At 69.6% G+C, this 22,579-nt stretch carries 22 protein-coding genes and 1 pseudogene; 11 read left to right on the forward strand and 12 right to left on the reverse strand.

The window, feature by feature from the left end:
* Positions 1 to 3: 3 nt before the first annotated feature.
* On the reverse strand, positions 4 to 1,491 hold the full coding sequence (locus G5C66_RS00400) for an aldehyde dehydrogenase family protein (RefSeq protein WP_165108616.1): 1,488 nt from the start codon (positions 1,489 to 1,491) through the stop codon (positions 4 to 6).
* A 168-nt stretch (positions 1,492 to 1,659) separates the two neighbouring features.
* Here G5C66_RS00400 and G5C66_RS00405 point away from each other — a divergent pair, with 168 nt between their 5' ends.
* From G5C66_RS00405 to G5C66_RS00430, 5 genes and pseudogenes are all read left to right on the forward strand, one after another.
* Entirely contained in the window at positions 1,660 to 2,229 is a 570-nt protein-coding gene (locus G5C66_RS00405; RefSeq protein WP_165108618.1) for a TetR/AcrR family transcriptional regulator, read from the forward strand.
* Between the two features lie 234 nt (positions 2,230 to 2,463).
* Positions 2,464 to 4,386: pseudogene (locus G5C66_RS00410) on the forward strand (family 20 glycosylhydrolase).
* Positions 4,387 to 4,421: 35 nt separating this feature from the next.
* Positions 4,422 to 5,621 carry an NAD(P)/FAD-dependent oxidoreductase gene (locus G5C66_RS00420; protein ID WP_165108622.1) on the forward strand — a complete coding sequence of 400 codons (1,200 nt, stop codon included), beginning with the start codon at positions 4,422 to 4,424 and terminating at the stop codon, positions 5,619 to 5,621.
* Positions 5,618 to 5,989: a DoxX family protein gene (locus G5C66_RS00425; protein ID WP_165108624.1), complete on the forward strand. Its 372-nt coding sequence runs from the start codon at positions 5,618 to 5,620 to the stop codon at positions 5,987 to 5,989. Before G5C66_RS00420 ends, G5C66_RS00425 begins: the two co-directional genes overlap by 4 nt.
* 97 nt (positions 5,990 to 6,086) lie before the next feature.
* A complete protein-coding gene (locus G5C66_RS00430; RefSeq protein ID WP_165108626.1) occupies positions 6,087 to 6,944 on the forward strand; it encodes a phosphatidylinositol-specific phospholipase C/glycerophosphodiester phosphodiesterase family protein in 858 nt (285 codons plus the stop codon).
* A 1-nt stretch (position 6,945) separates the two neighbouring features.
* Here the strand turns inward: G5C66_RS00430 and G5C66_RS00435 are convergent, their stop codons facing one another.
* The gene (locus G5C66_RS00435) at positions 6,946 to 7,785 is read right to left on the reverse strand and encodes an RCC1 domain-containing protein (protein ID WP_165108628.1); all 840 of its coding nucleotides are present in this window, start codon (positions 7,783 to 7,785) and stop codon (positions 6,946 to 6,948) included.
* Positions 7,786 to 7,873: 88 nt separating this feature from the next.
* Here G5C66_RS00435 and G5C66_RS00440 point away from each other — a divergent pair, with 88 nt between their 5' ends.
* Complete coding sequence (locus G5C66_RS00440) at positions 7,874 to 8,821, forward strand: RNA polymerase sigma-70 factor (protein WP_165108630.1); 948 nt, start codon at positions 7,874 to 7,876, stop codon at positions 8,819 to 8,821.
* A 139-nt stretch (positions 8,822 to 8,960) separates the two neighbouring features.
* Here the strand turns inward: G5C66_RS00440 and G5C66_RS00445 are convergent, their stop codons facing one another.
* From G5C66_RS00445 to G5C66_RS00455, 3 genes are all read right to left on the reverse strand, one after another.
* Positions 8,961 to 10,301 carry an MFS transporter gene (locus tag G5C66_RS00445; protein WP_165108632.1) on the reverse strand — a complete coding sequence of 447 codons (1,341 nt, stop codon included), beginning with the start codon at positions 10,299 to 10,301 and terminating at the stop codon, positions 8,961 to 8,963.
* A gap of 71 nt (positions 10,302 to 10,372) precedes the next feature.
* Positions 10,373 to 11,233: a shikimate dehydrogenase gene (locus G5C66_RS00450; protein ID WP_165108634.1), complete on the reverse strand. Its 861-nt coding sequence runs from the start codon at positions 11,231 to 11,233 to the stop codon at positions 10,373 to 10,375.
* Between the two features lie 132 nt (positions 11,234 to 11,365).
* Positions 11,366 to 11,989, reverse strand: a complete 624-nt coding sequence (locus tag G5C66_RS00455) for a TetR/AcrR family transcriptional regulator (RefSeq protein WP_165108636.1) — start codon at positions 11,987 to 11,989, stop codon at positions 11,366 to 11,368.
* Between the two features lie 82 nt (positions 11,990 to 12,071).
* Here G5C66_RS00455 and G5C66_RS00460 point away from each other — a divergent pair, with 82 nt between their 5' ends.
* Positions 12,072 to 13,847, forward strand: a complete 1,776-nt coding sequence (locus G5C66_RS00460; RefSeq protein WP_165108638.1) for a bifunctional sugar phosphate isomerase/epimerase/4-hydroxyphenylpyruvate dioxygenase family protein — start codon at positions 12,072 to 12,074, stop codon at positions 13,845 to 13,847.
* Between the two features lie 69 nt (positions 13,848 to 13,916).
* Here G5C66_RS00460 and hppD read toward each other — a convergent pair whose 3' ends face one another.
* On the reverse strand, positions 13,917 to 15,122 hold the full coding sequence (gene hppD, locus G5C66_RS00465; RefSeq protein ID WP_165108640.1) for a 4-hydroxyphenylpyruvate dioxygenase: 1,206 nt from the start codon (positions 15,120 to 15,122) through the stop codon (positions 13,917 to 13,919).
* A 119-nt stretch (positions 15,123 to 15,241) separates the two neighbouring features.
* Here hppD and G5C66_RS00470 point away from each other — a divergent pair, with 119 nt between their 5' ends.
* Together G5C66_RS00470 and G5C66_RS00475 are read left to right on the forward strand one after the other, a co-directional pair.
* Entirely contained in the window at positions 15,242 to 15,712 is a 471-nt protein-coding gene (locus G5C66_RS00470; RefSeq protein WP_165108642.1) for an Lrp/AsnC family transcriptional regulator, read from the forward strand.
* A gap of 87 nt (positions 15,713 to 15,799) precedes the next feature.
* On the forward strand, positions 15,800 to 16,534 hold the full coding sequence (locus G5C66_RS00475; protein ID WP_165108644.1) for an aquaporin: 735 nt from the start codon (positions 15,800 to 15,802) through the stop codon (positions 16,532 to 16,534).
* Here the strand turns inward: G5C66_RS00475 and G5C66_RS00480 are convergent.
* Entirely contained in the window at positions 16,499 to 17,584 is a 1,086-nt protein-coding gene (locus G5C66_RS00480) for an ATP-binding protein (RefSeq protein WP_165108645.1), read from the reverse strand. The two genes, G5C66_RS00475 and G5C66_RS00480, sit on opposite strands and share 36 nt — an antisense overlap.
* A 10-nt stretch (positions 17,585 to 17,594) precedes the next feature.
* On the reverse strand, positions 17,595 to 18,260 hold the full coding sequence (locus tag G5C66_RS00485; protein ID WP_165108647.1) for a response regulator transcription factor: 666 nt from the start codon (positions 18,258 to 18,260) through the stop codon (positions 17,595 to 17,597).
* 86 nt (positions 18,261 to 18,346) lie between these two features.
* On the opposite strand from G5C66_RS00485, the gene G5C66_RS00490 reads away from it, so the two are divergent.
* Positions 18,347 to 19,477: a peptidoglycan bridge formation glycyltransferase FemA/FemB family protein gene (locus G5C66_RS00490; RefSeq protein WP_165108649.1), complete on the forward strand. Its 1,131-nt coding sequence runs from the start codon at positions 18,347 to 18,349 to the stop codon at positions 19,475 to 19,477.
* Positions 19,478 to 19,523: 46 nt separating this feature from the next.
* Positions 19,524 to 20,105 carry a VanZ family protein gene (locus G5C66_RS00495; protein ID WP_165108650.1) on the forward strand — a complete coding sequence of 194 codons (582 nt, stop codon included), beginning with the start codon at positions 19,524 to 19,526 and terminating at the stop codon, positions 20,103 to 20,105.
* A 52-nt stretch (positions 20,106 to 20,157) separates the two neighbouring features.
* Here G5C66_RS00495 and G5C66_RS00500 read toward each other — a convergent pair whose 3' ends face one another.
* Genes G5C66_RS00500 through G5C66_RS00515 form a run of 4 tightly spaced genes read right to left on the reverse strand, consistent with a single transcriptional unit; the run spans position 20,158 to position 22,550 of the window.
* On the reverse strand, positions 20,158 to 20,817 hold the full coding sequence (locus G5C66_RS00500) for a hypothetical protein (RefSeq protein ID WP_165108652.1): 660 nt from the start codon (positions 20,815 to 20,817) through the stop codon (positions 20,158 to 20,160).
* 58 nt (positions 20,818 to 20,875) lie between these two features.
* Positions 20,876 to 22,036: a hypothetical protein gene (locus G5C66_RS00505; protein ID WP_165108654.1), complete on the reverse strand. Its 1,161-nt coding sequence runs from the start codon at positions 22,034 to 22,036 to the stop codon at positions 20,876 to 20,878.
* A 2-nt stretch (positions 22,037 to 22,038) separates the two neighbouring features.
* Positions 22,039 to 22,356, reverse strand: a complete 318-nt coding sequence (locus tag G5C66_RS00510) for a hypothetical protein (protein WP_165108656.1) — start codon at positions 22,354 to 22,356, stop codon at positions 22,039 to 22,041.
* Complete coding sequence (locus G5C66_RS00515; RefSeq protein ID WP_206443568.1) at positions 22,353 to 22,550, reverse strand: SAV_915 family protein; 198 nt, start codon at positions 22,548 to 22,550, stop codon at positions 22,353 to 22,355. The genes G5C66_RS00510 and G5C66_RS00515 overlap by 4 nt, the downstream gene beginning before the upstream one ends.
* Positions 22,551 to 22,579: the final 29 nt, after the last annotated feature.

Below are 22,579 nucleotides of genomic sequence, written 5' to 3' on the forward strand. Positions count from 1 at the left end.
TCTTCACTTCTCCTCGGGGGTGCGCGGCGCGAACCAGTGCTGCGGGCTCGGGTCGATGTTGTGCCAGATGTGCTTGGTCTCGCGGTACTCCTCCAGCCCGGCCTGGCCGAGCTCGCGGCCGATACCGGACTGCTTGTAGCCGCCCCACTCGGCCTGGGCCACGTAGGGGTGGTAGTCGTTGATCCAGACCGTGCCCATCCGCAGCCGGGCGGCGACCCGCTCGGCGCGGCCGGCGTCGCTGGTCCAGACCGCGCCGGCGAGGCCGTAGATGGAGTCGTTGGCGATCCGGACGGCGTCGTCCTCGTCGGTGAAGGTCTCCACGGTGAGGACCGGGCCGAACGACTCGTCCTGGGTGACCGACATGTCGGTGGTGCAGTCGTCGAGGATCGTCGGCAGGTAGTAGAAGCCGTCGGCGAGCGCGGGGTCGTCGGGGCGCTTGCCGCCGGTGCGGAGGGTGGCGCCCTCGGCCAGGCCCTTGGCGACGTACGCCTCGACCTTGTCGCGGTGGGCACTGCTGGTCAGCGGGCCGGTCTCGGCGTTCTCGTCGAAGGGGCCGCCGAGACGGATCTGCTCGGCGCGCGTGACCAGCTTGTCGACGAAGCGGTCCTTGATCGACTCCTCGATGATCAGCCGTGCCCCGGCCGAGCAGACCTGGCCGGAGTGCAGGAAGACCGCGGTCAGCGCGAAGTCGAGGGCCGTCTCCAGGTCGGAGTCGGCGAAGACGATGTTGGGGTTCTTGCCGCCGAGCTCGAGGGCGACCTTCTTGACGGTCGCGGCGGCGTTGGCCATCAGCCGCTTACCGGTGGCGAGGCCACCGGTGAAGGAGACCAGGTCGATGCGGGGATCCTCGGACAGCGGTGCACCCGCGGTCGGCCCTTCGCCGAGGACCAGGTTGCCGACACCCGCCGGAAGGCCCGCCTCCTCGAGCACCTTCATCAGGTGGATCGCACTGTGCGGCGTGAGCTCGCTGGGCTTGAGCACGAAGGTGTTGCCCGCGGCCAGGCACGGCGCGACCTTCCACGCCACCTGGAGCAGCGGGTAGTTCCACGGCGTGATCAGGCCACAGACCCCGACGGGCTCGTGGACGATGCGGCTCTTGACGGAGGGGTTCCCGGTGTCGACCACGCGTCCGGCGTCCTCGGCGGCGACGTGACCGAAGTGGCGGAACACCGAGACCACGTCGGCGACGTCGTACTCGCTCTCGACCAGGCGCTTCCCGGTGTCGAGCGACTCCGCCCGGGCGATGATCGCGGTGTCCCGCTCGAGCAGGTCGGCGACCCTCAGCAGCAGGTCGCCCCGCTCCCGCGCGGGCGTCGCCGGCCACACACCACTGTCGAAAGCATTCCGCGCCGCGGCGATCGCGGCCCGGGTGTCCTCCGCTCCAGCCTCCGCAACGGTCCCGACGACCGCGCCGTCGGCTGGACAGCGGATCTCCCGCTGGTCGCCCGAACGCGCGGGCACCCAGCGCCCGTCGATGTAGATCTGGCTCATGAAACCTCCGGCGTCGGGTTGCTCAACAGGCAACCGCGGGTGAATTCCAGATGATCCTGCGCGGACGCGAAGGGCCAGGTCAAGGGCCTGGAGAACAAATTTGTTGCAGGTGGTACAAATTTGTTCCAGGTGATACAAAAGGATGCTGCCAGTTGTTACAGTCGCCGCATGACGACTGCTGGCACCGCGCCCGCGAAGGATCCACAGCGCCGCGCAGCCTGGGCCGAGCTGGCGACCGACTACGTCCACGAGCACGGCCTGATCGGCCTGAGCCTGCGCCCGCTGGCGGCCGAGCTCGGCACCAGCAACCGCGTGCTGCTCTACCACTTCGGCACCAAGGACCAGCTGGTCGCCGACGTGCTGCGCACTTCCAACGAGCGGTCGGTCGCCGAGGTCGCCGCGCTCGCCCCCTCCGAAGACCTGCGCTCCGCGGTCTACGACCTCTGGACGGTGATGGAGGGCGACCGGTGCAGCCGGATCTATGTGGAGGCGGCCGCGCTCGGTCTCTTCGGCAGGGAGCCGTACGCCACCGCGGTCCAGGACGCCAACACACTGTGGATCGCCGGACTGATCGCACATCTGACCAAGTCCGGAGTGGATCCCGTCGTCGCCGAGCGGGCGGCCCATGTCATCGACGCCGCCTTCATGGGGTTCCAGCTCAGCCTCGGCCCCGACGGCAGCCTCCCGGAGCGTAGGTCCGTCGACGATCTGGCGGACGCGGTCGCCGCCCTGGCCTGACGATCGCCGGTTTTCGCAACGCCGGAGCGCCGACCCCGATACCCTCGATGGTTGACCGAGTTCGCCGTCGATGGAGGCATGCGCATGATTCGTTCGGGCTCTATCCAAATTCTGACAGCGGCGTTGGCAGTCGGCGTCGCCACCGTGCTCATCGCCGCGTCGACCACCTCATCCGCCACGGCTCGACCCCAGGCGGAACGCCTGGCCGAGTCCGACGCTCCCCTGCCGGGCCTGGTGCCGAAGCCGCTCCAGGTGAGCGCGAAGGGCGGGCCGGATTTCGTCCTGACCGGGCAGTCCCGCATCGTCGCCCGCGGTACGGACGCCGACGAGGTCGGCGACCTCTTGGCCGCCGAGCTGCGCCCGGCGACCGGCTTCGACCTCCCGGTCGTCACCGGCAGACCGACCCCTCGCGATGTCGTCCTGACCGTCGACCCCGAGGCCGGGTTCGGCGAGGTCGAGGACAGCCCGGAGGCGTACAAGATCTCCTCGACGGCCAAGGGGGTCAGGGTCACCGGTGCGAGTCGGCACGGGCTGTTCAACGGCACCCAGACGCTTCGGCAGCTGCTGCCGGCGTTCGCCGCATCTCCCTCGCGCGTCAACACGACGTGGACGGTGCCGGCGGTCTCGGTCCTGGACGCGCCGCGGTTCGGCTATCGCGGACTCATGCTCGACGTCGCCCGCTCGTTCCTCGACGTCGGCGAGGTCAAGCAGGTCATCGACGCCGCAGCTGCGGCCAAGATCTCGGTGCTGCACATGCACCTGGCCGACGACCAGGGGTGGCGGATCGAGATCACCAACGCCGGCCGCGCGGCCGGCGACGACATCGACTACACGGCGCTGACCCGGGTCTCGGGCGCGACTGCGGTGCTCGGCAACCCGTACCAGAGCGCCGACGGCCACACCGGGTTCTACACCCAGGACGACTACCGCTCGCTGGTGCGGTACGCCGCCGAGCGCGAGATCGAGATCATCCCCGAGATCGACATCCCCGGCCACACGAACGCCGCCCTGGCCGCGATCCCGCAGCTCAACACCGCCGGGTCGAGCCACCCGGCGACCGAGGACGAGCCGGTGGCGCCGCACAACGGGACCATCGACGTCGGCTACTCCTACCTCGACCCGAACTCCGAGGCGACCTACACCTTCATCGAGCACGTCTTCTCGCAGCTCGCCGCGCTCACGCCGTCCGAGTTCCTGCACGTCGGCGGCGACGAGTCGCACGCGATGACGCAGCGCTACGGACACGAGGGCTACGTGGCGTTCGTCGAGCGCGCGCTCGAGATCGTCCACGGGCTCGGGAAGAAGACGATCGGCTGGAACGAGTACGCCGAGTCCGGGCTCACGGCGGGCGACGGTGTGCAGTACTGGGCCGGCACGACCGAGCACGCCAAGCGCGCCGTCCTCGAGGACGGCGCCAAGCTGCTCGTCTCGCCGGGCAACATGTCCTACCTCGACATGAAGTACCACCCGAAGACGCCGATCGGGCTCTCCTAGGCGTGCTCGGGCGACTGCGACGTCGCGCACTACTACGACTGGAGCCCCCAGGAGGTCATCGCGGGTGTCGGGGACGAGCACATCCTCGGCACCGAGGCGCCGCTGTGGTCCGAGACGATCCGGGGCGTCGACCAGGCCGAGTTCATGATCTTCCCGCGCATCCTCGCGCACGGGGAGACCGGCTGGACCGCGGAGTCGCTGCGCTCGCCGTCGGACTTCGCGGCGCGGCTCGCCTCGGTCGGTCCGCGACTGGCCGCAGCCGGCACCAACTTCTACGACGGGCCGCAGATCGCCTGGTCGACGGAGCTGGCCGGAACCGATGCTGCGGCCTCGGCCGGGTCGGTCGAACCGGTGTCGGTCGGACTGCTCGCCGCCCCCGGGACCAAGACCGACGGGACCACGGTCGCCGTCGACAAGGTCGACGACGCGGACAGCACCGGCGGCTCGTCGCTGACCGCACCGCTCACGGCGACCGTCGACTTCGGGGACGGTTCGGCTCCGGTGCCCGCACGGTTCACCACCTCGGAGCCCCGGGACTCGCTCCACGCCGCCGGGGTCTATGCGGTGACGGCTGCGCATGCGTACGAATCGCCGGGGACGTATCGCGGCACGATCACGGCCTCCGACGGATCGAAGGCGAGGTTCACCGTCACGGTCTCCTGATGTCACAGACCTCGCGGGACGGGTGTCCTTGGGGTATGAGCAACCAAGGAACCTCGAGCAGGAGCCGGGTGGTGGTCGTCGGCGGCGGATATGCCGGTGTGATGGCCGCCAACCGGCTCACCAAGCGCGACGACATCGACATCACCCTGGTCAACCCGCGCGACCACTTCGTCGAGCGGATCCGGCTGCACCAGCTCGTCGGTGGCACCTCGGAGGCCGTGGTGGCCTACACCGACGTGCTCAGCCCGCGCGTGGAGCTGGCGGTCGACACCGTGGTCTCCATCGACGCGGGCGCGCGGACCGTCGCCCTCGGGAGCGGGCAGGAGATGACGTACGACTACCTGGTCTACGCCGTCGGCAGCGCCGGCACCACCCGGGTCGCCGGCGCCGCGGAGCACGCCTTCGGCGTCTCGACCTACGAGGAGGCGAACCGGCTCAAGGCCGTGCTGGACACCACGCCGGCCGACGCCCCGGTGATCGTCGTCGGCGGCGGGCCGACCGGTATCGAGGTCTCCTCCGAGCTCGCCGAGGCCGGCCGGAACGTGGCTCTCATCTGTGGCGACAGGCTCGGACCATGGCTGCACGAGAAGGGCCGGGCCGTCGCCGAGCGCGATCTGCGGCGGCTGGGCGTCGGCATCGTCGAGGGAGCCGTGGCGACCGAGGTGAAGGAAGGTCGCGTACGCCTCGACAACGGCCGCGAGCTGCCCAGCTCGGTCACGATCTGGACCGCCGGGTTCGCCGCGCCCGACCTGGCTCGCGCGAGCGGGCTGACCACCGACGAGCTCGGCCGGCTGGTGACCGACGAGACCCTGACCAGCGTCGACGACGACCGGATCATCGCGACCGGGGACGCCGCGGCGCCGTCGGGGCTGGCGTACCGGATGAGCTGCCAGGCCGCCAACCAGCTCGGTCCGCTCGCCGGCGAGACAGTGCTCACACGACTGGCCGGTGGGACCCCTGAGGCCACTAGCATCGGCTTCGTGGGTCAGTGCATCAGTATCGGCCGCGAGCGCGGCCTGGTGAACCTCGCTCGTCGCGACGACTCCGCGGTCGCCGGCCGGATCCGTGGCGTGCCGGCCGCGAAGATCAAGGAGCTGGTCTGCCGCAGCACGGTCTGGGCGCTGTCGATGGAGGCACGCCGTCCGGGATCCGCGTTCGGCTTCAAGGACCGCTCCCGCGCGGGACGGGTCCAGGCGGCAGCCGTCATGCCGCTGACGAAGGAGCGGAGTCGGTGAGCCTGGCCGTCACCATCGTCGCCTGGCTCCTGGCCGCGTTCGTCATCGTCGTCGGGGTGGCCCACCTGGTCACGCCCGCCAAGGTGGAACCGCTGGTCCCCGAGTGGTGGCCGGCCAAGCGGGCGACGGTGTACGCCTCGGGGGTCGCCGAGGTGGTGATCGGGATCGGCCTGCTGGTCCCGGCCACCCGCACCTGGGCGGCTGCCGTGGCGGTGCTGATGTTCCTCGCCTACACGCTCGTCCACCTCGACGACCTGCGTCACACCTCCCACGCGACCCGCGCCAGCGACACCACCGGCGGCGTGATCACCCGGGGTGTGGTCAACCTCGCGTACGCCGGGCTGGCCCTCTTCGTCTGCCTCGGCTAGCCCGTCGGGAGGAGTTCAGGCAGGGGACGTACGGCGGTCGCCGCGGGATCACGCGGTCCGGACAGGTTGAGGTCCACCCTCACCGAAGGAGATCCCGATGCGTACCTTCGTCCGCTCCCTGACCGCGGTGCTCGCGGCGGCGGCGTTCCTCTCCCCCGCTGCCGCCGCCGCGGGCACGACCGACTCCACGCGTACGACCGCAGAGCTCGGTACGCCGCACCCGCAGGCGCACGCGCACAACGACTACGAGCACGAGCGCCCGCTGTTCGACGCGCTCGAGCACGGCTTCACCAGCGTCGAGGCCGACGTGTGGCTGGTCGACGGCGAGCTCCTGGTGGCGCACGACGCGGTCGACCTCGACCCGGCGCGGACGCTGGAGGGTCTCTACCTCGCCCCGCTCAAGGAGCTCGTCAAGGGCAAGGGCCGCGACGTCTACCCGGGCTACGACGGCACCTTCCAGCTCTTGATCGACATCAAGAACACCGGCGAGGCGACGTACTCGGCGATCGAGAAGGAGCTCGCCGGCTACGAGGAGCTCTTCACCCGCTACGAGAACGGTGTCGTCAAGGACGGTCCCGTCGAGGCCGTGATCAGCGGCGACCGGCCGCTGGAGACGATGCGGAGCGCGACTCGACGGCTCAGCTTCTACGACGGTCGGATGGGCGACCTCCGCTCCGGGATGCCGGCGTCGCTGATGCCGCTCGTCAGCGACAACTGGACCAAGGTGTTCACCTGGCAGGGCATCGGCCCGATGCCGGAGACCGAGCGCCGCAAGCTCCACGAGATCGTCGACCACGCCCACTCCCAGGGCTACCGGGTGCGCTTCTGGGCGACGCCGGACGCCGACGGTCCCGCGCACGAGGCGGTCTGGACCGAGCTGCTCGCCGCCGGCGTCGACCACATCAACACCGACGACCTCGAGGACCTGGACGCCTTCCTGGCCGAGAACCGCTAGCTCACCGGCCGATCGGCGGCCATCCGGTGACGTCGCACTGACCGTGGTCGTTGCTCCCGGTGGCGACGACCGACCCGTCCGCCCGTAGTCCGAGCGTGTGCCTGGACCCGGCAGCCACCGCGACGATCTCGCGCCAGCCGGCGACATCGCACTGACCGGCGTCGTTGCCACCGACGGCCATGGCTCGGCCGTCGGTGGTGACGGCGACGGTGTGGCGGCTCCCGGCAGCGATCGCGACGACATCCCTCCAGGCGTCGACGTCGCAGGCCCCGCCGGTGCGGTCTCCCACCGCGACGACGCGCCCCGCGCTGGTCAGGCCGACGGTGTGAAGGTAGCCGGCCTCGATCGCGGTGATGCCGGTCCACCCGTCGACGGAGCACTGTCCTCGGCGGCTGTTCCCCGCGGCGACCACGGTCCCGTCCGCTCTGAGGCCCACCGAATGCCAGTCGCCGCACGCCAGCGCGACGATCTCCCGCCAGGTGCTCACGTCGCCGGCACCTTCGGCGAGCCTTCCAGCGGCGAGCACGGTCCCGTCGGCGCGCAGGCCCAGAGTGCGGCGCCAGCCTGCGGCGACGGCGGTCACGTCCTGCCAGTCGCTCACCTCGCACTGACCCTCGTTGTTCCACCCGGTCGCCACCACTGTGCCGTCGGACCTGAGCCCGACACTGTGGGAGCGTCCGGTGTTCGGTGCCGTGTGCACGTTGCCCGCCGCCACGTCGATGACATCGGCCCAGCCTGTCGTCCGGCACTCCCCCGACGCTCCGGCACCGGTGGCGACGACAGTGCCGTCCTGGGAGACACCGAGCGAGTGGCGCGGTCCGGCCGCGATCAGATGACCCACGAGAGCAGTCTGGAACCCACGCCGGCCGATGTCACAACCTCGGGCGCTGCGTCGTCCCAGGGTGGAAGATGTCGTCCGAGGAGGAAACGTGACACCTGAGACCGAGATCGAGTTCGAGGAGCTTCGCCCGCTGCTGTTCTCGATCGCCTACCGCATCCTCGGCAGCGTGAGCGAGGCCGAGGACGCGGTGCAGGAGACCTGGCTCCGGCTGGAGGCCACTTCGACCGAGCCCGACTCGCTCAAGGCTTACCTCTCGACCGTCGTCACCCGCATCTCCCTCGACGTGCTCCGCTCCGCGCGCGTCCGACGGGAGACGTACGTCGGGCCGTGGTTCCCCGAGCCGCTGCCGACCGACTCCCGCGTCGACGAGCACGAGGACATCTACGCCAGCCCCGAGCGCGCGACCGAGCTGGCCGACTCGGTGTCGATGGCCGCGCTCCTGCTGCTCGAGCGGCTCAGCCCGCTGGAGCGGGCGGTCTTCGTGCTGCGCGAGGTCTTCCACTTCAGTTTCGCCGACATCGCGGCCGCCGTCGACCGTTCCGAGGCAGCCTGCCGCCAGCTCGCCTCGCGGGCGCGGCGCCACATGGACGACGGCAAGCCGCGGTTCGAGGCCGACCGGCGCAAGCGGGTCGAGCTGGCCTCCCGGTTCTTCGACGCGCTGCGCGACGGCGACGTCGACCGGCTCCAGGCGCTGCTGGCCGCCGACGTCGAGACCCTCAACGACGGTGGCGGCGTGGCCGGTGGCGTCGGTGGCCGGTTCGGCGCCGAAAGGGCCGCCCGCTTCCTCGTCACGGCAGTGCCGCCGCTGCTCGCGATCGGTGCCCGCCTGGAGGAGCGCGAGCTCAACGGCGAGCCCGGCGCCATCATGCGCGACGCCGACGGTGCCATCCTCGGCACCTGGACCCTGGACATCCTCGACGGTCAGATCCAGCGGATCCGCTCGGTCACCAACCCCGAGAAGCTCGGCCACCTGGGTCCGCTGGCGGACCTGAAGGACGTCCTACGCCGCCGCAACCGTCGCCGCCGCGAGAAGTGACGCCGCTGGTCGAGCCGCCGGAGCCGCTAGGCGGAGGCGTGTCGAGACCAACACAGTCCCCTCGGCGCTCTATGGGGCCGTGTTGGTCTCGACACGCTCGGCCGCAGACGGCCTCGCGGCTCGACCAGCGGAAACACCCTCAGGCGACGGCGCCCTGCGGGGCTCGGGAGGTCCGCAGACCGAGGTCGGCGGTGCGTACGTCCTTGGTCTCGCGTGCGGTCAGGGCGGCGACCGAGGCGACGAGGCAGACGACGGCGGTGTAGCCGGCGGTGACGACCCAGCCGCCCTCCTTCACGCCACCCAGAGCGGTGACGATCGACGGCGTGAACCCGGCCAGCATGAAGCCGATCTGGGTGCCGATCGCGACGCCGGAGAAGCGCACCGGGGTCGAGAACATCTCGCCGTAGAACGACGGCCAGGTGGCGTTGGCGGCGGCGTAGCCGAAGGAGAAGGTGACGATCGCGAGCGCGAAGACGAGCAGCTCGCTGCCCTGGCTCATCGAGAGCAGGTAGAACGGCATCATCACCGCGCTGGCCACGGCGCCGTAGACGAAGACCGGCTTGCGCCCGACCCGGTCCGCGAGGCGGCCGAACATCGGCTGGGTGAACAGCGCGACGAAGTTGGCCGCGACGACCAGCCACAGCGTGATCGAGTCGACCATGCCGACCGCGACTCCGTAGGCGATCGCCAGGTTGCCGAAGACCGTGGAGACGGCGGCGATGAAGGCACAGCAGATGACTCGCAGCACGTCGGCCCAGTGGTCGCGCAGCAGCACCGCGAGCGGCAGCTTGGCGACCTCGTTGTTGGCCTTGGCCTCCTCGAACTCCGGCGTCTCGTTGAGCCGGCTGCGGATGAAGAACGCCACCACGACCACGACCGCCGAGAGCCAGAACGGGATGCGCCAGCCGATGCCGTACTTGATCTCGTCCGGCAGCGCGACGACCGGGATGAAGACCAGCGCAGCCAGGATCTGGCCGCCCTGGGTGCCGGTCAGCGTCCACGAGGTGTAGAAGGAGCGCTTGTCGTCGGGCGCGTGCTCGAGCGTGAGCGAGCTCGCGCCGGCCTGCTCGCCGGCGGCCGACAGCCCCTGCAGCAGGCGGCAGAACACCAGCAGCGCCGGCGCGATCCACCCTGCCTGGTCGTACGACGGCAGGCAGCCGATCAGGAACGTGCCGCCACCCATCAACAGGAGGGTGAACAGCAGGACCTTCCGGCGGCCGATCCGGTCGCCGAAGTGACCGACGAAGATCGCGCCGACGGGACGGGCGACGTACGCGAAGGCGAAGGTCGCGAACGACATCACCAGCGCGGCGTCGCCGGTGCTGGGGAAGAAGACGTGCGGAAAGATCAGGGCCGCGGCAGAGCCGAAGACGAAAAAGTCGTAGTACTCGACGGCACTGCCCATGAAGCTGGCCAGCGCTGCCCGGACCGGGGTCTTGCCTTCTTGGTTCTCTCCGCTGTCGGTGACAGGTCCCGCCATCGGGTCCTCCTCGGGGTTCGTCCCGCGGTCCTGACCGCGGGTTGTGGGGGGTGGTGGATGAGATTTCAGGGTCAGCCGGCCGCGGCCAGCTCGCGCAGGTGGGCGAGCATCCGCTCGGCATCGGGGTCGATGCCGGTGATCAGCCGGAAGGCGTCGACGGCCTGGTAGACCGCCATGTGGCCTCCGTGGAGCGTCCGGCAGCCGGCCTCGCGCGCGGCCTGCAGCAGCGCGGTGTCCAGAGGCCGGTAGACGATGTCCGCCACCCACAGATCGGGGCGGAGGAGGTTGGTGTCGAGGGGCGTGCCGGGGTGGTCGGCCATGCCCATCGGGGTGCAGTTGACCAGTCCGTCGGCCTCGGGCACGAGCGTGGCCAGCTCGTCGACGTGGCTCGCCTCGACGGCGCTGTCCGGGTGGTGACGCCGGATCTCCTCGACCCGTGCCTGGGCACGGTCGAGGTCCATGTCGGCGATGACCAACCGGCCGACGCCCTGGCTCACGAGCGCGTGCGCAACGGCCGAGCCCGCGCCACCCGCGCCGATCTGCACCACCGTGCCGAGCGGGGCGTCCGGCATCCCGGTACGCAGCGCGTGGCCGAACCCGGTCGTGTCGGTGTTGTAGCCGACAGCTCCCTCGTCGGTGAAGACCACGGTGTTGACCGCGCCGAGCCGGGCCGCGGTCTCGTCGAGCCGGTCGAGGTGCTCGATCACGAGCTCCTTGCACGGATGGGTGATGTTGAGCGCGTCGAAGCCGAGGCGCCGGGCATCCCTCATCAGGCCTCCCACGCCTTCGGCCGGGACACCCAGATCGTTGACGTCGAGCGTCTTGTAGACGTACGACAACCCGTGCTCGAGGCCCTCGCGCATGTGCAGCGCCGGACTCAGCGAGGGTCCGACACCCGCACCGATCAGGCCGACGAGAAACGAAGACTTCATCTGGGCGATCCTTAATGTACGAACTAGTACGTTACGAGAGTGAAGGGCATCACATCGTGCCCGGACTCGTCAACCCCCAGACGGCAAAGAGCCCGTCCCCGCGGTGCAGGAACGGGCTCTATCGGCCGGGGATCAGTGGGCGGTGAGCCAGCCGACGACGATGTCGCCGAGGATGCGGCGGTGGCGCTCGCGTACGTCGGGGGCGAGCATGTCGCGGCCGAAGAGGTAGCCGAAGGTGGCGCTGTTGGCGACCTGGAAGACGCAGTAGGCGCTGATCATCATGTGCACGTCGACGGCATCGACATCGGACCGCAGCTCGCCGGAGGCGCGACCCCGGGCGAGGACCTCGTCGAGGACGGTGGCCGCCGGAGCGCCGAGCTCGCGCAGCGACTCGACCTTCTCCAGGTGCCGGCCGCGGTGGATGTTCTCGACGGAGACGAGGCGGATGAAGTCGGGGTGGTCGACGTGGTGGTCGAAGGTGAGCTCGGCGATTCGCCGGACCGCGTCGACCGGCTCGAGGTCACCGGCGTGCAGGCTCTGCTCGAGATCGCGGATGCGGCGATAGGCAGCCTCGAGCACGGCCAGGAACAGCCCCTCCTTGCCGCCGAAGTAGTAGTAGATCATCCGCTTCGTGGTGCGGGTGCGCTCGGCGATCTCGTCGACCCGGGCGCCCGAATAGCCCTGCTCCGAGAACACCTCGGTCGCGACCTCGAGGAGCTCGGACCGGGTGCGTTCGGCATCACGCGACTGAACCATGCCCCGAGCCTAGAGCACGACCCTCTTCCCAAGGCATGGCAATGTATGTACCGTTTCGTACATTAGCCACGAACGGAGAACCATGCGCACCTCGATCGCCACCGTCTGCCTCAGCGGCGGCCTCGTCCAGAAGATGTACGCCGCCGCCGAAGCCGGCTTCGACGCGATCGAGATCTTCGAGCCCGACCTCATCGCCGCGCCCCAGTCCCCCGAGGAGATCCGGGCGCTGGCGTCTCGGCTCGGGCTCACCCTCGACCTCTACCAGCCCTTCCGCGACGCCGAGGGCGTCGACGAGGCGGCCTTCGGCGACGTACTGCACCGGGCCGAGGCGAAGTTCCGGCTGATGCAGCGGCTCGGGATGGACCTGATGCTGGTCTGCAGCAACGTCGGCACCGCAACGGTCGACGACGACGAGGTGTCCGCGGGGCAGCTGCGGCGGCTGAGCGATCTGGCGGCGACGTACGGGATCCGGCTGGCGTACGAGGCGCTGGCGTGGGGACGTTTCGTCGACGACTACCGGCGCTCGTGGCGCATCGTCGAGCTGGCCGACCACCCGAATGTCGGGATCTGCCTGGACAGCTTCCACATCCTCTCCCGCGGCCACGACCCCAAGCAGATCGAGGACATCCCGGCCGAGAAGATCTTCTTCCTGCAGCTCGCCGACGCGCCCGCGCTCAGCATGGACGTGCTCTCCTGGAGCCGCCACCACCGGCTCTTCCCCGGTGAGGGCAGCTTCGACCTGCCCGCCTTCCTCGGCCACGTGCTCCGCGCCGGCTACGACGGCCCGCTCTCGCTGGAGGTCTTCAACGACACCTTCCGGCAGACCGACCCGGTCCGCACCGCCCGCCAGGCCCAGCGCTCGCTGCGCTGGCTCGCCGACCGCACCGCCGAGCTGCTCGGCGAGGAGGCCGGCCCGCTCCCCCGCCTGCCCGAGGTGACCGCACCGGAGGCGTTCGACTTCGTGGAGATCAAGGCGGCGGACACGTCGGGGGTGGAGGTGCTGCTCGAGCAGCTCGGCTTCGACTTCGGCGGCCGCCACCGCAGCAAGCAGGTGCGGCTGTGGACGTGGGGCTCGGCCCGCGTCGTGTGCAACGACGTGCCCAGCGCCTCCCCCGAGCCGCACATCGCGGCCGTCGGGTTCGACGTCGCCGACTCGGACCCGGCCGCCGAGCGAGCCGCACGGCTGATGGCGCCACCGGTCCACCGGCGGACGTACGCGGGTGAGCAGGCGCTGCGCGCCTTCACCTCCCCGGACGGCACCGAGGTGTTCCTCTCCCACGCCGAGGACTGGATCGGCGAGTTCGACGGCGGAGTGTCTCGCCCCGACGGGAACGCCGCGCGGATCGACCACGTCAACCTGGTCCAACCGTGGCACAGCTTCGACGAGGCGGTCCTCTTCTACACCAGCGTGCTGTCGCTGACCCCGCAGCCGACCCAGGAGGTCGCCGGACCCGCCGGCCTCGTCCGCAGCCAGGTGATGAGCTCACCGGCCGGCGGCGTACGTCTTCCGCTCAACCTGCTCCCGAACGGGCAGCAGGGTCAGGCACAGCACTTCGCGCTCGCCTGCCGCGACATCATCGAGGTCGTCGCCGCTGCCCGGGAGCGCGGGCTGCGGCCGCTGAAGGTGCCGGGCAACTACTACGACGACCTCGTCGCCCGCTTCGGTCTCGCCGACGACCTCGTCGCCACCCTGCGCGACCTCGACCTGCTCTACGACCGCGACGCCGACGGTGAGTACCTGCACTGCTACACAGAGACCGTCGGCGAGGTCTTCTTCGAGCTCGTCGAGCGGCGCGATCGCTACGACGGCTACGGCGCCGGAAACGCGCCGGTCCGCCTGGTCAGCCAGGCCGGCTGACCCCCGCCGAAACCGTAGAAGTGGGCGACGAAACCACAGTTTCGTCGCCCACAACTACAGATTCGGCGATCAGAAGTTACCGCGGCGCTCCTGCTCACGCTCGATGGCCTCGAAGAGGGCCTTGAAGTTGCCCTTGCCGAAGCCGAGGGAGCCGTGGCGCTCGATCAGCTCGAAGAAGACCGTCGGGCGGTCGCCGATCGGCTTGGTGAAGATCTGCAGCAGGTAGCCGTCCTCGTCGCGGTCGACGAGGATGCCGCGCTTCTGCAGCTCCTCGATCGGCACCCGCACCTCACCGATCCGGGCCCGCAGCTCCGGGTCCTCGTAGTAGGAGTCGGGGGTGTTGAGGAACTCGATCCCGGCGTCGCGCAACGCGTCGACGGTGGCCAGGATGTCGCCGGTGGCCAGCGCGAGGTGCTGGGCGCCGGGGCCCTGGTAGAACTCCAGGTATTCGTCGATCTGCGACTTCTTCTTGGCGATCGCGGGCTCGTTGAGCGGGAACTTCACCCGGTGGTTGCCGTTGGCGACGACCTTCGACATCAGCGCGGAGTAGTCGGTGGCGATGTCGTCGCCGATGAACTCGGCCATGTTGGTGAAGCCCATCACGCGGCCGTAGAAGTCGACCCACTCGTCCATCTTGCCGAGCTCGACGTTGCCGACGACGTGGTCGAGCGCCTGGAAGAGACGCTTGGGCGCGCCCTCGGGCTTCTTGTACGTCGAGGTGCGGGCCACATAGCCGGGCAGGTAGGGGCCGTCGTAGGCCTTCCGGTCGACGAGCGTGTGGCGGGTCTCGCCGTAGGTGGCGATGGCGGCGACGCGTACGGTGCCGTGCTCGTCGGTCACGTCGTGGGGCTCCTCGAGCACCGTGGCGCCGGCGGAGCGGGCGTGCGCGATGCAGCGGTCGACGTCGGGCACCTCGAGGGCGATGTCGATGACGCCGTCACCGTGGCGGGCGTGGTGGGCGATGATCTCGCTGTCGGGCGCGACGCCGCCCTTGATCACGAACCGCACTCCCCCGCTGCGCAGCACGTAGGAGTGGTGGTCCCGGTTTCCGGTCTCGGGACCGGAGTAGGCGACCAACTCCATGCCGAAGGCGCTCTGGAAGAAGTGGGCGGTCTGGGTGGCGTTGCCGACGGCCCATACGACCGCGTCCCAGCCGGTGACCGGGAACGGGTCAGAGCTGTCGTCGTAGGCCACCAGGCCGACGAGCTGCTCCAGCTCGGCCAGCCCGAGTCCGGCGAGCTTCTCTTGGTTGGTGAGGGTGTCTGCAAGCGTCATGCGGGCAAGTCAAGTGGGCCGAATCACACCAAACAAGTTGACCACCGAGCACTGGTCAATCTGCCAGATCGGACCAGCCTTTACCGCTTGCAGCTAGGCAATCTGACTACCATCGAGTCATGAACCTCGATGACCTCGACGTCACTCTCCTGGAGACGCTGCACGCCCATCCTCGCGTCGGCGACCTCGAGCTCTCCCGGGTTGCCGGCGTCGCTCGCGCCACGGTGCAGAGCCGGCTGCGCAAGATGGCCGAGGCCGGCGTGATCCGCGACTGGGCACCGACGATCGACCCTGCCGCGGCCGGCCACGCGGTCCAGGCGTTCGTGACGCTGGAGATCTCCCAGGGCGCACTCGAGGACGTACGCCGCGACCTCGCCGAGATCCCCGAGGTGCTGGAGGCGTACGTCACGACCGGGTCGTTCGACGTCTTCTGCAAGGTCGCGACCGGGTCGCACGCGAAGCTCCAGGAGGTGCTCGTCCGCATCGACCAGTCCCACGCCGTCGTCCGCTCGACCAGCGTGGTCGCCCTCTCCACCCTGATCGAGCCGCGTACACTCGATCTGCTGCGCACCGGAGCCAGGAGCCGCTGAGGAACGCCCCGACTTCCTGGGTCCCATCGACATCCGTCAATATAGGCACATGTCGAATCCCAAGGTGCTCCTTCAGGGTGGGGCCGCATGACCGACCTGGCCAGGCGGCTGTTCGCCGAGTTCACGGGCACCGCGCTGCTGGTCGCCGTCGTGGTCGGCTCGGGCATCGCCGCCGAGCAGCTCTCCCCCGGCGACGTCGGCCTCCAGCTCCTGGAGAACTCCCTGGCGACCGTCTTCGGTCTGGCGACCCTGATCCTCCTCTTCGGCCCGGTCTCCGGCGCTCACTTCAACCCGGTGGTCTCGCTCGCGGACTGGTTCCTCGGCCGCCGCGACGGCACCGGCCTGACCCTGCCCGAGACCGGTGCGTACGCGTTCGCGCAGTGCACGGGCGGGATCGCCGGTGCCGTCGTGGCCAACCTGATGTTCGACGTCGAGACGGCCCTGTCGGCCAAGGACCGAGCCACCGGTCCCCACCTGCTCGCCGAGGTCGTGGCCACCGCCAGCCTGGTCGCGCTGATCTTCGCCCTGGTCCGCACCGGACGCGCGACCCTCGCCGCCCCGGCGGTCGGTGCCTACATCGGCGCCGCCTACTGGTTCACCAGCTCCACCAGCTTCGCCAACCCGGCGGTCACGGTCGGCCGGATCTTCTCCGACACCTTCGCCGGGATCGCCCCGGGCAGCGCCCCGCCGTTCATCCTCGCCCAGGTGGCCGGAGCCGCCGTCGGCGTACTCCTGGTGCTGGTGCTCTATCCCGAGCCCTCCGGCGAGGCAGCTCCGACGAGCACGTCACGAGTCCCTGGGGAGCTCGACCGAGACGCGTAGGCCGCCGCCGGGGCGGGCGAGGACGGCGAGGTTGCCGTCGTGGGCGCGGGTGATGCTCTTGACGATCGCCAAGCCCAGCCCGACACCGGCGTGGTCGCCGTGGATGCGCTGGGTGCCTCGCTGGAACGGCTCGGTGAGCGTGGCGACGAGCTCACGGGAGAGCTTCTCGCCGGTGTTGGCGACGGTGAGGACCACGCTCCGCTCGCCGGTGGCGACGGTGACCGAGACCGTGCCGCCCTCGGGCAGGTTGTGGACGATCGCGTTGTGGATCAGGTTGGTCGCGACCTGCAGCAGCAGCGCGGGCGAGCCGCTGACCGAGGCCGGGTCACCCGAGGTCTCGATCTGCACCCCGCGCTGCTCGGCGAGCGGCAACAGTGTCTCGACCGCCTCCTCGGTGACCAGCGACAGGTCGACCTGCTCCCGGGCGAAGGAGCGCTGGTCGGCACGGCTGAGCACGAGCAGCGCCTCGGTGAGATCGATCGCCCGGGAGTTGATCAGCCTCAGCCGCCCGAGGAGCTCGTCGACGTCGCGGTTCGGGTCGTTCGCGGCGACGTCGAGCAGGGTCTGGGTGATGGCGAGGGGCGTACGCAGCTCGTGGGACGCGTTGGCCGCGAACCGCTGCTGCTCGGCCACCTGGGACTCGAGCTTCGCGAGCATGTCGTCGAAGCCGTCGGCCAGCTCGCGGAACTCGTCACCGGGACCGTCGAGGGCGATCCGATGCGAGAGCGACCCGGTCGCCGCCGTCCGGGTGGCCTCGGTGATCTTCGTCAGCGGCGCGAGCATCCGCCCGGCGAGGATCCAGCCTCCCACCAGCCCGAACACGAGCAGGAATGCCATCATGGTCGCGGCCCGCGGGGCGAAGGCGCGCTCGAGGTCGGAGCGGTTCGGGACGAAGGGCGCGCCCGGCCGGCCGGCCTGGTCCGGCCATTCCAGCCACACCCCGTCGGGGACGTACCGGAGCAGGAAGACCCAGACGACGGCGAGCATCAGGACGCCGGTGAGCACGATGACGCCGGCATAGCTCAACGTGAGCTTGAGCCGGACGCTCATCCCCGGGCGTCTAGGAGTCGACATCGATGCGGTATCCGACTCCGGGCACGGTCGCGATGATCGCAGGCTCGCCGAGCCGCTTGCGCAGGGCGGAGACGGTGATGCGTACGGCGTTGGTGAACGGGTCGGCATTCTCGTCCCACGCCCGCTCCAGCAGCTCCTCGGCGCTGACCACGCCGCCCTCGGCGGAGACGAGCACCTCGAGCACCGCGAACTGCTTGCGGGTCAGCGCGACGTAGCGGCCGTCACGGTAGACCTCGCGCCGGAACGGGTCGACCCGCAGCCCGGCGATCTCCCGCACCGGCGGCCGGTTGTGGGCGCGCCGCCTGTCGAGCGCCCGCAGCCGCAGCACCAGCTCGCGCAGCTCGAACGGCTTGGTCAGGTAGTCGTCGGCGCCGAGCTCGAAACCGGAGGCCTTGTCGTCGAGCCGGTCGGCCGCGGTGAGCATCAGGATCGGCATCCCGGTGCCGGCGGCGACGATGCGCTTGGCGATCTCGTCGCCGGAGGGTCCGGGGATGTCGCGGTCGAGCACCGCGATGTCGTAGGCGTTGACGCTCAGCATCTCCAGGGCGGTGTCGCCGTCACCGGCGATGTCGGCCGCGATCGCCTCCAGCCGCAGCCCGTCCCGGATCGCTCCCGCCATCAACGGCTCGTCCTCGACCACCAGCACCCGCATGCTCTGCATCCTAGGTCGCTGACATATCGCCGACGTATCGGAAATGCCATACGCCCTGACGACATCGCGACGGGTTGACTGGCACGGTGACCTTCACCGTCAGACCGATCAGTCCCGCCGAGCACCTCGCCCACGTCCGGTCGCGGCGGTCGGTCAGCTTCCTGCAGACCCCGGCGTGGGCAGACGTGAAGACCGAGTGGCGCAGCGAGTCGCTGGGCTGGTACGCCGGCGACCAGCTCGCCGGGGCCGGGCTGGTGCTGCACCGGCCGGTGCCGCGGCTGGGCCACACGCTGGCCTATCTGCCCTGGGGCCCGGACATCGACTGGACCGGCGGCCTCACCGTCTGGTTCCCGCCACTGGTCTCCTACCTGCGGTCGCAGGGTGCCTTCGCGATCCGGATCGCTCCCCCGGTGCCGACCGACACCTGGAGCGCAACGCAGGTGAAGGAGGGCATCGCCGACCCCGAGGTCACGCGGCTCACCGACCTGCCCGGGCGGCCCGACCCGGTCGGCGCCGAGGTGACCCGGTATCTCCGCGACTCCGGCTGGATCCCGCAGAACCCCGAGGACGGGTTCGGGGCGGGGCAGCCGCAGTTCACGTACGAGATCCGGCTGCGGCACCCGGACGGAACCGCCCGTTCCGAGGACGACGTGCTCCGGGGCATGAACCAGCTGTGGCGGCGCAACATCAAGAAGGCCGCGAAAGCAGGCGTCGAGGTCACCACCTCCGCCGGCGGCGAGGACCTGAAGGCTTTCCACGATCTGTACGTGCACACCGCCGAGCGTGACCGGTTCACGCCGCGGCCGCTGGCCTACTTCGAGACGATGTTCGCCGCGCTGTCCGCCGAGGAAACGGGGAGGGTTGCGCTCTATCTCGCCCGCCACGACGGCGACCTGGTGGCAGCGACGATCTATGTCCGCGTCGGAGGCTATGCCTGGTACGTCTACGGCGCCTCGTCGACGGAGAAGCGGGACGTACGTGGCTCCAACGCCTGTCAGTGGGCGATGATCCGCGACTCGCTGGCCGCCGGCTGCGACGTCTACGACCTGCGGGGCATCACCCCGACCCTGTCCGCCGAGGACCCGCACGTCGGGCTCATCCAGTTCAAGGTCGGCACCGGCGGGGAGGCGGTGAGGTACGTCGGTGAGTGGGACCTGCCGCTGCGGCCGATCCTCTACCGCGCGTTCGACCTCTACATGCGACGGCGGAGCCGATGACGGCATCGATGACGGAGTCGATCAGGAAGATCAGGGAGGACCTCGGATGATCGTGAACGAATCGGGCGCGCTTACGGAGACCGGCATCGTCGTACTGACGGTGCTGGCCTTCCCGGTGGCCATGCTGGCGGTGCCCGTGCTGGCCGTGGTGCGCCGGGTCTTCGGCGTCGCCTGGCGGCAGGCCTGGCGCCACTCGTTGGCGGAGGTCGCCATCGTCTACGGCACCGTGCCGGGTGTGGCGCTGACGTTGCTGCCCGGCAACAACGGCATCCTGTCGGGCAACGTGAGCCTGGTGCCCTTCGAGGACATGTCGACCATGGGTCCCATCGGCCTGGTCGGCAACCTGCTGATCTTCGGTGCGCTGGGCTTCTTCGGCCCCATCCGCTTCCCCGCCCTCCGCTCGGTGTGGCGGGTCCTGCTCCTGGCCGGCGCAGCCTCGGTGTCGATCGAGGTCCTGCAACACCTGTTGCCCCTCGGCCGGGTCTCCTCGGTCGACGACGTCATCCTCAACGCCGGCGGCGCCACCGCCGCCGCGATCCTGTCGTGGCCGTGGTGGCGCCGCCGTGTTCTCACACCTGCGCCGAACGTGGTGGCCAGCAACAGCGATGGCCTGGTGCGGTCGGTGTGACCGCACCAGGCCACGTGGTGGCTATGCCTGGATAGCGAATTCCGTAGCAGGCCTAGCTCGGAGGAGACTTGCTCGGCCGTCGGTCAGGATGACGGAGTAGATCGTCGACGTACTCCGCGAGCGGGACCGGGCCGCTGGCCATGAGGCCCAGCGGAACCTGAATCTCGGTGTCACGCCCGGAAATGAGCACCTGAACCTTCTGCTCGGGGGTGATCTCGACCCTGTCCAGCTCATCCCACCGTGCCGACCATGAGCGGCGATAGCCGTGGTACGTCACCACGTCGTGTGTCAGGACCAGGCGATTCAGCCTGTACTTGCCCAGCATCACCATCACGAGCACTGGAAGGCACGCCAGCGCGACAAGGAACGAGACGCCGAACATCGACGCCGACCCTTCCTCGACCCCGTCGCGGAAGACCGCCACGCCAAGCGCGACCGGATAGAAGATGATGCCGACCAGCGCTATCAGCAGCGCGAGCGCGAAAAACCGTGACCCTCGCAGCACGACCTCACCCGGATTCTCGTCCCTCACGAGGACCTTGGAACGGCGGCGTGCCATGCTCCGCACCAGCGCAGCGGTCGGAAGCAGGAGGACAGCGGCCATCAGCACTGCAGCGATCCGAGCTGGGGTCGAACCGGAGATCCAGAGGACCCAGAGGCCGAGTCCGAGGCCCGCGCTCGCCAGCGCGATGAGTGCGTAGACGCGAATCACCGACTTCGACAGGACAGGTGGCGCGACGAACCGCCCGTTCGGGTTTCCTCGCGCTGCGTCAATCCCAGAATGTGATGGCATCGCCCACAGCCTCCAGACCATCATCAATCTTCTCGCGGGTCTCATCTGACACCCAGTTCTCATAAGCGTATTCGGCCCCAAGACCAACAACGACACCCACCGCAGCCGCTCCAGCCGCGACAGCGATGACTGGTGCGCCGACGCCGATCAGAGCGGCACCACCGACGACTGCGGCGGCACCGAGGGCACCACCGGCTACACCGGCAGCTTCACCGACGATGACCTTCGACGGAGACTCGCCGTTGGCGATCTCCGCGCCGGCGAAACCGATGGAGGCGACCGTTCCGATCACGGGAAGCCGGCGGGCGACACGCTCGGCGCCTTCGCCCAGGGCGTCCAGGCCTCGCGCCGTGGCGCGGTTGCCTCGTACGTCGGTCGCTTCACCGGCGGCTCGCCGGCCCGGGTGTCCCGAGCGACGGTTCCTGACGGCCTCGTCAGCCTCTCTGCGCAAGCGGTCCGCCTCGGCGCGGGTGTGGTTGGCGTACTTGGTCAGCCGGCGCTCGTTGGTGTCGAAGTACATCCCTGTCATCGCCGGCGGGAGCTTCTTGATGGCGGCGATCACCACATCCAACGGCGACGGACCGTCGACCGTGCTCCAGAACTTCTTGAGGTTCGAGTCGACCCAGTCCTGAAGGTCCTTGTTGTCGTCCTCGACCTCTTTGGCGATCTCGTTGTAGAGCTCGATCTTCTTGTTCTGCGCCTCGAACTTGGCGTTCTTCTGGTCCCAGGCAGCAGACTCCTCAGGCGTCGAACCAGCGGGAAGATCACCGGGAGACTCTGCGGGTGCCGGCTCGGTGATGACCTCGCCCGACAGCGTCAGGCCTCCACCGGTTGCGCGAGTACGCCGATCCGCCATGCGGTTCTGCACGGCCTCGAGCTTGTAGGCGTACGCGTCGAACTTCTGGCCCGCTTCCTTCAGGTGCCCTTCCTGATGATCGGCCGCCTTGACGAGTTCGCTGCTCAGTCCGCTGTATGCCTCGCCGGACTCCCCCTCCCAGCCGTCGCGCGCTTTGGAACGAGCCCGCTGACTGTCCTCTCCGGCGTCGGCGACCGCGGACTTGAGAGTCTTCCCGAGGAAGTCGGCGGCGGAGCGGACCTGGGCGGGCTTGCCGGGTACATGGGTGTCGATGCCCGCCATCGCTACCGACTCCTCGGGTGTTCGCCGCCGGGATTGAGGCTGGACTTGAGGCGCCGGAGCGGACCAGCGGCCTCTTCGTCAGTCTGGTCCAGGTCCTTGACGACGCTGCTGACCATGTTCCTGACCGACTCGTTCGCGATCGACAGCTGATCGGCGTGTCCGGTCAACTGCGCCAGGATGTCACTGATCAGAGCCGACGCGATTCCTGCATCGACCGTTCCAGGCAAGCTGGATGCAGTCTTCTCGATGCCCGAGGCCGCCTCCTTGTGGAGGGTCGCGATCTGCGCGCCGTCACCTGGATCGATCCGTACCTTGCTCACTGGGCATCCCGCCGCAGCTCGTCGGGCAGAGGCTGGTCGATGACGATGACGTCATACGGGCTGACCTTGTTGAGCTCGTCGAGCTGATCGGTCTTGTAGAGGACCCAGGCCTGCTCGGATCCACAGCAGTCAGCCAGGCGATCCAGCGCGGTGTACGCGAGGAGCGCAACGCGCCCGTCGAGCAGGCGTCGCATCTCGATCTCGGCAGGCTCACCATTGAAGC

This window comes from Nocardioides turkmenicus (assembly GCF_011045035.1).
Classification (GTDB): domain Bacteria; phylum Actinomycetota; class Actinomycetes; order Propionibacteriales; family Nocardioidaceae; genus Nocardioides; species Nocardioides turkmenicus.